At 40.1% G+C, this 9,956-nt stretch carries 8 protein-coding genes and 1 pseudogene; all 9 read left to right on the top strand.

What is annotated here, in order from left to right; all coding sequences use genetic code 11:
• Positions 1-14: 14 nt before the first annotated feature.
• The 9 genes and pseudogenes from JJN14_RS07975 (at position 15) to pnp (ending at position 9,945) form a co-directional block, all read left to right on the top strand.
• Entirely contained in the window at positions 15-1,382 is a 1,368-nt protein-coding gene (locus tag JJN14_RS07975) for an AAA family ATPase (protein ID WP_070481875.1), read from the top strand.
• On the top strand, positions 1,372-2,145 hold the full coding sequence (locus JJN14_RS07970; protein ID WP_236253686.1) for a hypothetical protein: 774 nt from the start codon (positions 1,372-1,374) through the stop codon (positions 2,143-2,145). The genes JJN14_RS07975 and JJN14_RS07970 overlap by 11 nt, the downstream gene beginning before the upstream one ends.
• 74 nt (positions 2,146-2,219) lie before the next feature.
• Positions 2,220-2,489, top strand: a pseudogene (locus tag JJN14_RS07965) (HigA family addiction module antitoxin); the annotation flags it as partial.
• Between the two features lie 22 nt (positions 2,490-2,511).
• On the top strand, positions 2,512-2,916 hold the full coding sequence (locus JJN14_RS07960; protein ID WP_201058360.1) for a YbgA family protein: 405 nt from the start codon (positions 2,512-2,514) through the stop codon (positions 2,914-2,916).
• Positions 2,900-3,265 carry a TIGR02328 family protein gene (locus JJN14_RS07955; RefSeq protein ID WP_201058359.1) on the top strand — a complete coding sequence of 122 codons (366 nt, stop codon included), beginning with the start codon at positions 2,900-2,902 and terminating at the stop codon, positions 3,263-3,265. Before JJN14_RS07960 ends, JJN14_RS07955 begins: the two co-directional genes overlap by 17 nt.
• Before the next feature lie 186 nt (positions 3,266-3,451).
• Positions 3,452-3,745, top strand: coding sequence for a helix-turn-helix domain-containing protein (locus JJN14_RS07950; RefSeq protein WP_185776784.1), 294 nt, complete (start codon positions 3,452-3,454; stop codon positions 3,743-3,745).
• Positions 3,746-4,098: 353 nt separating this feature from the next.
• Positions 4,099-6,348 carry a 5-methyltetrahydropteroyltriglutamate--homocysteine S-methyltransferase gene (metE, locus tag JJN14_RS07945; protein ID WP_201058358.1) on the top strand — a complete coding sequence of 750 codons (2,250 nt, stop codon included), beginning with the start codon at positions 4,099-4,101 and terminating at the stop codon, positions 6,346-6,348.
• Positions 6,349-6,450: 102 nt separating this feature from the next.
• Complete coding sequence (metF, locus tag JJN14_RS07940) at positions 6,451-7,317, top strand: methylenetetrahydrofolate reductase [NAD(P)H] (protein WP_000089967.1); 867 nt, start codon at positions 6,451-6,453, stop codon at positions 7,315-7,317.
• Positions 7,318-7,731: 414 nt separating this feature from the next.
• The gene (gene pnp / locus JJN14_RS07935; RefSeq protein WP_201058357.1) at positions 7,732-9,945 is read left to right on the top strand and encodes a polyribonucleotide nucleotidyltransferase; all 2,214 of its coding nucleotides are present in this window, start codon (positions 7,732-7,734) and stop codon (positions 9,943-9,945) included.
• Positions 9,946-9,956: the final 11 nt, after the last annotated feature.

Below are 9,956 nucleotides of genomic sequence, written 5' to 3'. Positions count from 1 at the left end.
AGGAGCTGGAATCTATGGTGAAGTTAAAGAGTATTGTTATAGAAAACATAAAAAACGTTCAATATGGAGTGATAGATTTTCAGAATAAATCAGACTTTATCAATGTTACGGGTATTTACGGTCAGAATGGATCCGGGAAAACTGCAGTTGTAGATGTATTTGAAGTATTGGCTGCTTTAATAAGAGGTGGGTCTATTCCACCTCATAAAAAGGGTATCTTTAATGCTATAGACAAAGTGGGTGAAAATAACATTACGCTAGAGTTAGAAGTCCCAGAACGTTATAATATTTGGTATAAAGTAAAGTTTGCTGCAAGTGAGCCTACAGGTAGTCAAGATATAATAGTAATAAAAGAAGAGATTGGCTATAGACCCTTAGAAAGTGGTGCTAGATATCGTTATCTAATGAGATATGAGTATGAGGGAAGTAATTTTGATTCTGTGAAACCTCAACACACAGGGACTTTAAAATCTCAAAGAAGCATTATGGGGAAAGATGCGATTAGTGTATTAACAAAAACTATTACTGATGATAATCGTTCCTTCCTTTTTTCAAATGAATTACGTTCTTTCATCACTGCATCAGGAAAGAAAGAACTTTCTACTCTTGTTGAAATATATGGAGTAATGGAGGAATTCTGTCAAAATTTAAGGATATTTAATCAGGAATTATCTAGTATGACAGGTGGAGAAGTCACTCCAGTGACAATCAACTATCATAACCGTGAATCTCATCTTAGTTTTCAAGGAATTATTCCAATGTCTCTTCAAAATGGTGGATTTTCAATACCTGAAGAACTTTATCCTGTATATGATGGGACAATTACTTATTTGAATGAAATTGTTCCTATTATTATACCTGACTTGACACTTGAAATGGAAACTGGAGAAACAGAGACCCATTCAGATGGAGAAAAATATAAAAAGGTCAACTTCATTTCTAATCGTGCAGGTAAGAGATTTTCTTTAAAACATGAATCAGAAGGTATACGTAAGATTATTAGTATGCTTGGATTCTTGGTAGAGGTCTATAATAAGGAAAATATTATAGCTATTATAGACGAATTGGATGCTGGAGTATTTGAATATCTACTTGGGGAACTAATTGAAATTTTTTCTGAAAGTGCTAAGGGACAACTCATTTTTACCTCTCATAATTTGCGTGTTTTAGAGAAGCTTCCTTCTTATAAAGTTGTATTTTCAACAACTTCTCCTACAAATCGTTATATTCGACTTACAGGGATAAAACCAAGTAATAATTTGAGAGATACCTATTTGCGAGCTATACAGGTTGGAGGTCAAGCGGAAGAACTCTACCAAGGAGTATCTAATAGTAAAATTAAACGTGCTTTGAGAAAGGCAGGTATGAAACTTGGCAAATAAAAGTAGAAAGGTTATTCTAATATTCGTAGAGGGTGAATCTGATGAAACTGTAGTAGGTTTTGTGACAGACTCATTAGTAAAACAATTGAATCAGTTACATATTACACTAAAAGTAATATATGGGGATGTTTTTTCTGATAGAAGATATTCTCTTTCGTCTGGTCCTAAAATTGCAAGTGATAGAATTACTGAGGAATTGGATAAAAAGAAATTGAAAGCAAAGGATTTACTTTTTGTTGCTTTTGTCACAGACACTGATGGAATATATATCGATCCAATGTCTCTAGTGATTGATAGTTCTATCGAACCAAAAGATTCATTTCAATATGATATAGAAACTCAAAGACTATTATTTTCGACACAAGAAAAAAAAGTCGAGATAGTAGAAACTAGACAAAGAAAGTCTAGAAAACTTGCTCAGTTGTTAAAAGAAGGTGAGTCACTCACAATCAATAGAATACAAGTTTCTTGTTATGTATATTATAATTCTGTCAATTTAGAGCATGTTTTATTTGAAAAATTATTACCAGATTATGAAAAGCAGGAAGCTGCTGATAATTTTATTGACCAGTATGATGAAAAAGGTGACGAGGGATTAGATGAGATTTTAGCATTTTTCAAGAGCAGATGCCCAGCAGACGATTATGAAGAAAGCTGGGAATTTATAAAACAGCATGAAATGATGCAAGGATATTCTAATTTGGCTATATTATTTGACAAGATTCAATCCTACAAGGATAAAAAAATGGAGAGCAATGTATAGGACTGATACTTTTGGAGTTATTTCTAGTCGGCAAGAAATCGAAATTCTAAAAATAGAGGAGGTCAGTAATCACTATGACTAATAAAATTGTTGAATACAAAGACCTAATTGCTTTTCATCCAGGTCAGTATGTTGAGGAGTTGATTGAAGATTATAACGTAACGCAAAAGGGATTTGCGGAGCGTTTAGGAATTTCTGAAATGAAGCTCTATAAGTTAGTGAATGGTGAGGAATCAATTAGTAATGATATTGCTCGGAAGTTAGCAAAGATCACTAATATCTCGATGATAACTTGGCTCAATCTTCAAAGTATCTACGATGTAAAAATTGCGGAAATCATAGAGTAAACATGGTATAATCTCAAATATGAATAATAACAACCAACGTGCCCTTTGCCAGCAACTCTGGGCGAGAAACAAATACCTCGTTTTGAGTCATTCTAGCAATATTTACAATGAGATTCGTCAGTATCTCAAGAATGAAGAGGTGGAGGTGAGTCAGGTTCAAGAACTGATCAACCGTGCTTGTCAAATCCCAGAACACAGGGGTCAGGTTTGCAATGCCTTTCAGCATATTTGGGGCTATTTTAAAAAGAAAGCGACAGATGCTGAGCGCAAGGACTACATGCTCTTGCTGGATCACTATCGCTTTGGCCAGGCTTCTAAGGAAGATGTGATTGCTAAGACTCGAGATTTGCTTGAACGCTATCCAAATACCTATTTGCAACATTCAACGTTACTGAAAGGAGATTCCCATGAGACTTTGGCATGAGACTTTGATTTCACAACTTCCCCGGCCTCAGCTTTTGGGGCAACATCGAGAGTGTTGCGCCCTACGTGGCAATGGCTGGGGCAGAAAGCATGCGACGGTGGACTATGTCTTTACCTACTCGCCCTATCGTCTCTATGCCTATCATCGCTTGATCATGGAGGAGATGGCTAGCCGTGGCTACAATGTCAGCCCGGAGTGGCTGGACAAGAACTACCGTGGCAAGACCTGCCCTCTCTATGAAGATTTAGCAGAGGAGAAGTTGACTAACCCTATATACAGCGAACATGACGCTACCTACTATGAGGAGTGTTTAGCTAATCTCCGAGAGAAGGGGATAGAGCTAGAGTAAACGTAAGAATTATCAGTACTTTATAACTCTTCTCGTAATTTTTTCGAATAATAAAAATGAGACCTTTAGAATGATTATAAGGTCTTCTTTTTATGAGTGTCCAGATGTACTTTTAATAACTTTTAAGTTATAATTTCTAAGAAGCACAGCGTGAACTGAAGGACTTAAAAGAAAGAGGGTTAAGTGATGAAGAATAGTGCCATTGGGAGTAATTGGAAGGATGTCCGGTCTGAACTATTTACCAAGGAGGAAATCCTTGAAAGTGATATGCGAGTGGCTATTATGAGTGAGCTGATTGAGGCTAGGCATGAACAAGGAATCAGTCAGAAAAAGCTAGAAGAACTTAGTGGAGTAAGCCAGCCTGTCATAGCTAGGATGGAAACAGGAAAGACAAGTCCTCAGTTGGACACAGTCTTAAAAGTCCTAGCTAGTTTAGGAAAGACACTAGCAGTCGTCCCACTTGAACAGAAAAAAGGTTGATAGGGATGAAATTACTTGGTTGGCTAAAATCATCCACTGGATAATTTTACCTCCCGTCCGCACTTTTTCAGGGAAATATCAGAATTACAAAAGAAAAATCAACCTATAGTCTTTTCTAATAACAAGCCATAGTCACTTATAAGAATTACTAATAACGCGATTGAGTATTCTAACTGGAATACGGCTTTAAAACAAGCTACACAAAGGATTTGAGGTATTTGTCTCAGGTCTTTTTCTTTTGTCTAAAACAGAGATATAGTTTCAAACTATATCAAAGCCTAATTTTTTACAATTATACAGATGATTTCTTTTCTGTTAAGATAGTTTCAACAACAAATTTTGGAGGACACATCATGTCAACTACAATCATCGGTTTCCCTCGTTTGGGCGAATTCCGCGAATTAAAATTTACAACTGAAAAATATTTTAGAAAAGAAATCTCAGAAGAAGAACTCCTTGCAGCCGCAAAAGACTTGCGTGCTAAACACTGGAACATTGTCAAAGAAAAAGGCATCACTGAAATCCCATCAAATGACTTTTCTCACTATGACAACTTCCTAGATGCAGCTTTCCTTTTCAACGTGGTGCCTGCTTCCGTTCAAAACTTGGACTTGTCTGACCTCGAGCGCTACTTCGCTTTGGGTCGTGGTTACCAAGGAGAAAAAGGGGATGTTCGCGCCCTTCCAATGAAGAAATGGTTCAACACCAACTACCACTACATCGTTCCTAAATTTGAAAAAGACACTCAAGTTAAACTTGCAGGTCACAAGATTTTCGATGAGTTCCAAGAAGCTAAAGAACTTGGTCTCAACACTCGTCCTGTTCTTGTAGGTCCATTCACTTTCCTTCAATTGTCAGACTTTGAAGAAGGAGTGAAAGCAGAGGACTTCGTAGACAGCTTAGTAGCTGCTTACCAAGAAGTTTTTGCTAAATTGGCTGAACTTGGTGCAACTCGCATCCAATTGGATGAAGCTGCTCTTGTAAAAGACTTGACAGCTGAAGAAAAAGCTCTCTTCTTGAACCTTTACAACAAACTCTTGGCTGACAAAAAAGGTCTTGAAGTCTTGCTTCAAACTTACTTCGGAGACGTTCGTGACGTTTACGCTGATCTTGTAAACTTGCCAGTTGATGCTATCGGTCTTGACTTCGTTGAAGGTAAGAAAACTCTTGAACTCGTTAAAGGTGGTTTCCCAGCAGATAAGACTCTCTATGCAGGTATTGTCAATGGTAAAAACATCTGGCGTAACAACTACGAAAAGAGCCTGGCTGTTCTTGAGCAAATTCCAGCTGAAAACATTGTTTTGACTAGCTCATGCTCACTTCTTCATGTGCCTTTCACAACAGCTAATGAAGAATTTGAACCAGCTATCTTGAACCACTTTGCTTTTGCGGTTGAAAAATTAGACGAAATCCGTGACTTGGATGCTATCCGCAATGGTCAAGGAGCAGAAGCTCTTGCAGCTAACAAAGAACTCTTTGCGACTGAGCGTGTGGGTGAAAATGCAGAACTTCGTGCGCGTATCGCTGGCTTGACAGACGCAGACTACACTCGTTTGCCAGCTTTTGCAGAACGTGAAGCTATCCAAGAAGAAGCTTTCAAACTTCCAGCTCTTCCAACAACAACTATCGGTTCATTCCCTCAAACAAAAGAAGTTCGTGCGAAACGTTTGGCTTACCGTAAAGGTGAATTGTCTCAAGAAGAGTACGACGCTTTCCTTGCTGAAACAATTGACGAATGGATCAAATGGCAAGAAGATATCGATTTTGATGTCCTTGTTCACGGTGAATTTGAGCGTAACGACATGGTTGAGTACTTCGGTCAAAACTTGTCAGGTTACCTCTTCTCTAAAAATGGTTGGGTACAATCATACGGTATGCGTGGGGTGAAACCACCAATCATCTGGGGTGATGTCACTCGTCTTAACCCTATCACTGTTAAATGGTCTAGCTATGCACAAAGCCGTACAAACAAACCTGTTAAAGGTATGTTGACTGGACCTGTTACCATCCTCAACTGGTCATTCCCACGTGAAGACATCTCTATCAAGGATTCAACTCTTCAAATCGCCCTTGCTATCAAGGATGAAGTGCTTGATCTTGAAGCTGCCGGTGTGAAAATCATCCAAATCGACGAGGCTGCTCTTCGTGAGAAATTGCCACTCCGTCGTAGCGACTGGTATGAAGACTACCTTGACTGGGCAATTCCTGCCTTCCGCTTGGTACACTCAACAGTAGCACCAGATACACAAATCCACACTCACATGTGTTACTCAGAATTTACAGATATCATCCCAGCTATCGACAACTTGGATGCGGACGTTATCTCATTTGAGGCTAGCCGTTCAAATCTTGAAATCTTGGACGAACTCAAAGCGAAAAACTTCCAAACAGAAGTGGGACCTGGGGTTTACGATATCCACTCACCTCGTGTACCAAATGAAGGCGAAATCGACCACACAATCGAAGCCATCCTTGCTAAAGTGCCAAGCAAGAAAGTTTGGATCAACCCTGACTGTGGTTTGAAAACACGTGGTATTCCAGAAACAAAAGAAAGCTTGATCCGCCTTGTTGAAGCAGCTAAAGCTGCGCGTGAGAAATTGTAAGATAAGAATTTCTCAATAAGCGCTGTTTGGTCAATCTGCCTGTTTCACTTGGATTCTAGGAATCCAGCTAACGAAAAAATCAACTAGAAAAGGATAATGACTATGTCACGCCAAACACCGTCACTCTCATTTGAAGTGTTCCCTCCCAACCCAGCCGTGGGTAATGATAACATTATTTCTGCTCTTCAAGATATGCAGGAGTTGGCCCCTCACTTTATCAGTGTAACTGCCAGCAATAATAAATTTAATATCAAGGAAACGACGGTCCGTTTGGCTGACTTTATCCAAAATGATTTAGCGATTCCGACTATTGCCCACTTGCCAGCCATCTATTTGACTAAGGACAAGGTTGCTGAAACTATTGCAGACTTGGACAAGGTTGGGGTGCAGAAAATCTTAGCTCTTCGTGGGGATATTATTCCAGATGTGGAACCACAAAAGGATTTCCGCTACGCAACTGACTTGATCGAGTTCATCAAGGAACAAGCCCCTCACTTTGATATTGTCGGTGCTTGTTATCCAGAAGGTCATCCAGATTCACCAAATCAGATTTCAGATATTCAAAATCTTAAGAAGAAAGTAGATGCAGGCTGTTCGAGCCTTGTAACCCAGCTTTTCTTTGACAATGAGCGCTTCTATGATTTCCAAGACAAGTGCATTTTGGCTGGGATTGATGTTCCTATTCATGCAGGGATTATGCCAATTCTGAATCGAAATCAGGCTCTCCGCCTCTTGAAGACTTGTGAGAATATCCACCTTCCACGCAAATTTAAAGCCATCTTAGACAAGTATGAGCATGACCCTGAGTCGCTCAGAGCAGCAGGACTTGCCTATGCGGTGGACCAAATCGTGGACTTGGTAACTCAGGATGTTGCCGGAGTGCATCTCTACACTATGAACAATGCTGAAACAGCAAAATACATTCATCAAGCAACCCATGCCTTGTTTAATCATCAGTCTCTAGGATAATAAAAAGCAAACCATTCTTCTCAGGTGAGGGGAATGGTTCCTTTTTAATGGTAAAGACCGTACTTTTTAAGAAAAATATGATAAAATAGACTCTGTACGTACTTGATACAAAGATGAGGGTATTTAGGTTGTAGAAGTTTGTTTAAAGTTGATTATTTTTTAAACAAAATCTGATAATGTGTGTTTCAAAAAACACGAACAGAGTGAGTATTTAAAAGATATTTCACGCTATCAAAGATTCTTAATTGAATTTTGACCTCATTTCTTAGGAAAAAAGATAAGCTTCCTAGCACTCATCGAGTGCGGCGTCATCTTCCTATTTTTCTACAGAAATGTTCGGCAAGCCGAACCGTCCAAAATATCTTGATCTTTGTAGGCAAGGCGTATAATTTCATCAATCCAAAGGGGATTAAAATGACAAAACAAGTGTTTCAAACGACTTTTGCGGGTCGTGAGTTAATCGTAGAGACTGGTCAGGTTGCTAAGCAGGCAAATGGTTCTGTTGTCGTGCGTTACGGTGAGTCAACTGTCTTGACTGCGGCCGTTATGTCTAAGAAAATGGCAACTGGAGATTTCTTCCCTCTCCAAGTCAACTACGAAGAAAAAATGTATGCGGCTGGGAAGTTTCCTGGTGGCTTTATGAAGCGTGAAGGACGTCCTTCAACAGATGCGACTTTGACAGCGCGTTTGATTGACCGTCCAATCCGTCCCATGTTTGCGGAAGGTTTCCGTAATGAAGTACAGGTCATCAACACCGTGCTTTCTTATGATGAAAATGCATCTGCACCAATGGCAGCTATGTTTGGTTCATCCTTGGCACTTTCCATTTCAGATATTCCATTTGATGGACCAATTGCTGGGGTACAGGTGGGCTATGTCAACGGTGAAATCATTATCAACCCAAGTCAAGAACAAGCAGAGCGATCTCTCCTTGAATTGACAGTAGCTGGTACCAAACACGCCATCAACATGGTAGAATCTGGTGCTAAAGAATTGTCAGAAGAAATCATGTTGGAAGCTCTCCTTAAAGGGCACGAAGCAGTTAAAGAATTGATTGCCTTCCAAGAAGAAATCGTTGCTGCAGTTGGTAAGGAAAAAGCAGAAGTAGAATTGCTTCATGTGGACGCTGAATTGCAAGCTGAAATCATCGCAGCCTACAACAGCGACCTTCAAAAGGCAGTTCAAGTAGAAGAAAAATTGGCACGTGAAGCTGCAACACAAGCAGTTAAGGATCAAGTAACTGCTGTTTACGAAGAAAAATATGCAGATCATGAAGAATTTGACCGTATCATGCGTGATGTTGCTGAAATCTTGGAACAAATGGAACACGCTGAAGTGCGTCGTTTGATTACAGAAGACAAGGTTCGCCCTGATGGTCGTAAGGTCGATGAAATCCGTCCTTTGGATGCGGTTGTTGACTTCCTTCCTCGTGTACACGGTTCTGGTCTCTTCACTCGTGGTCAAACTCAGGCTCTTTCAGTCTTGACCTTGGCTCCGATGGGGGAAACTCAAATCATCGATGGCTTGGATCCTGAGTACAAGAAACGCTTTATGCATCACTATAACTTCCCTCAATATTCTGTAGGGGAAACTGGTCGTTACGGTGCGCCAGGTCGTCGTGAAATTGGTCACGGTGCTCTCGGTGAGCGTGCCCTTGCTCAAGTTTTGCCAAGCTTGGAAGAATTCCCATATGCTATCCGCTTGGTAGCTGAGGTCTTGGAATCAAATGGTTCTTCATCTCAAGCTTCTATCTGTGCGGGAACGCTTGCACTTATGGCTGGTGGTGTGCCAATCAAGGCGCCAGTAGCAGGAATCGCCATGGGTCTCATCTCAGATGGAAACAACTATACAGTCTTGACAGATATACAAGGTTTGGAAGACCACTTTGGAGACATGGACTTTAAGGTTGCTGGTACTCGTGACGGGATTACAGCCCTACAAATGGATATCAAAATTCAAGGGATTACTGCAGAAATCTTGACAGAAGCACTTGCTCAAGCCAAGAAAGCGCGTTTTGAAATCCTTGATGTGATTGAAGCAACCATTCCAGAAGTTCGTCCAGAATTGGCTCCAACTGCTCCGAAAATTGATACCATCAAGATTGATGTGGACAAGATCAAGATTGTCATCGGTAAGGGTGGAGAAACCATCGACAAGATTATCGCTGAAACAGGCGTTAAGATTGATATCGACGAAGAAGGAAATGTATCTATCTACTCTAGTGACCAAGATGCCATCAACCGTGCTAAAGAAATTATTGCTGGTTTGGTTCGTGAAGCGAAAGTGGACGAAGTTTACCGTGCTAAAGTCGTTCGTATCGAGAAATTTGGTGCCTTTGTCAACCTCTTTGATAAGACAGATGCCCTTGTTCATATCTCTGAGATGGCATGGACGCGTACCAATAATGTCGAAGACTTGGTAGCAATCGGGGATGAAGTTGATGTTAAGGTTATCAAGATTGATGAAAAAGGACGTGTGGATGCTTCTATGAAAGCTCTTCTTCCTCGTCCTCCAAAACCTGAACGTGATGAAAAAGGCGAAAAGTCTGAGAGACCTCACCGCCCACGTCATCACAAGGACCACAAACCTAAGAAAGAATTTACAGAAACACCAAAAGATTTAGAATAAGAAAAGGAGAA

Origin of the sequence: Streptococcus mitis (genome assembly GCF_016658865.1) — a bacterium.
Lineage (GTDB): Bacteria > Bacillota > Bacilli > Lactobacillales > Streptococcaceae > Streptococcus > Streptococcus mitis_BT.
The sequence above is the reverse complement of the archived record's forward strand: the minus strand, read 5'-3'. Positions and strand labels throughout refer to the sequence as shown.

Excerpts from the sequence above, each read along its gene's own strand:
- pnp (WP_201058357.1), top strand. The coding sequence starts at position 7,732 with ATGACAAAACAAGTGTTTCAAACGACTTTTGCGGGTCGTGAGTTAATC.
- JJN14_RS07960 (WP_201058360.1), top strand. The coding sequence starts at position 2,512 with ATGAATAATAACAACCAACGTGCCCTTTGCCAGCAACTCTGGGCGAGA.
- metF (WP_000089967.1), top strand. The coding sequence starts at position 6,451 with ATGTCACGCCAAACACCGTCACTCTCATTTGAAGTGTTCCCTCCCAAC.
- JJN14_RS07975 (WP_070481875.1), top strand. The coding sequence starts at position 15 with ATGGTGAAGTTAAAGAGTATTGTTATAGAAAACATAAAAAACGTTCAA.
- metE (WP_201058358.1), top strand. The coding sequence starts at position 4,099 with ATGTCAACTACAATCATCGGTTTCCCTCGTTTGGGCGAATTCCGCGAA.
- JJN14_RS07950 (WP_185776784.1), top strand. The coding sequence starts at position 3,452 with ATGAAGAATAGTGCCATTGGGAGTAATTGGAAGGATGTCCGGTCTGAA.
- JJN14_RS07955 (WP_201058359.1), top strand. The coding sequence starts at position 2,900 with ATGAGACTTTGGCATGAGACTTTGATTTCACAACTTCCCCGGCCTCAG.